Here is a 650-nt window from a genome sequence, read left to right on the forward strand (position 1 = left end):
AAGTTTCAAGAGGACAGCCGGAAAAGCCGTCCCTCTGACCGCATGAGGCAGGAAGATGAAGCGGGCGGGCCGCAGGATACCGGCAAGGCACAGGAGCCGGAGGGCTCCGCCGAGAAGGCCGGGAGCAAAAAGGACAAGTACCAGAAAGCACAGGCAAAAGCGGAACACGCCGGGGAAAAGCTGGGAAAGGCCCGGGAGAAACTGGACAAGACCGAGGCAAAACGGGCAGCGAAGAAGCCGCCGGGGCTTGCAAAAAAGGCAGTCCGGGGAGCCCGTACAGAAGCGTGGTTCTATGTCCACAACAAGATACACGAGGTTGAGCATGAAAATGTGGGTGTGGAAGGAGCCCATAAATCCGAGCTGGCCGCAGAGGCCGGAGCCCGGAAACTGACCCGCTATGCCAAACGCCGCTGGCGGGAACACCCAGCCCGGAAGGTGGCAAAGTGGGAACGGAAGGACATAAAAGCCCGGGCCAATGTGGATTTTCAAAAGATGGCCTCCGAGCACCCGGAACTTGCCAGCAATCCGCTTTCCCGTGTGCAGCAGAAATGGAAACTGAAACGCCGGTATTCCAAAGAAGCAAAGGCGGCTGCAAAACAGGGCGCAAAGGCCGCAAAGAAAACCGCTGCCGCTTCGGGAACTGCGACCCG

At 59.1% G+C, this 650-nt stretch carries 1 pseudogene; it reads left to right on the forward strand.

The features are described 5' to 3' along the window. Positions 1–42: 42 nt before the first annotated feature. Positions 43–650: pseudogene (locus GPK90_RS18890) on the forward strand (NlpC/P60 family protein); the annotation flags it as partial.

Source organism: Clostridium sp. MCC344 (assembly GCF_018785365.1).
GTDB lineage: Bacteria > Bacillota > Clostridia > Lachnospirales > Lachnospiraceae > Pilosibacter.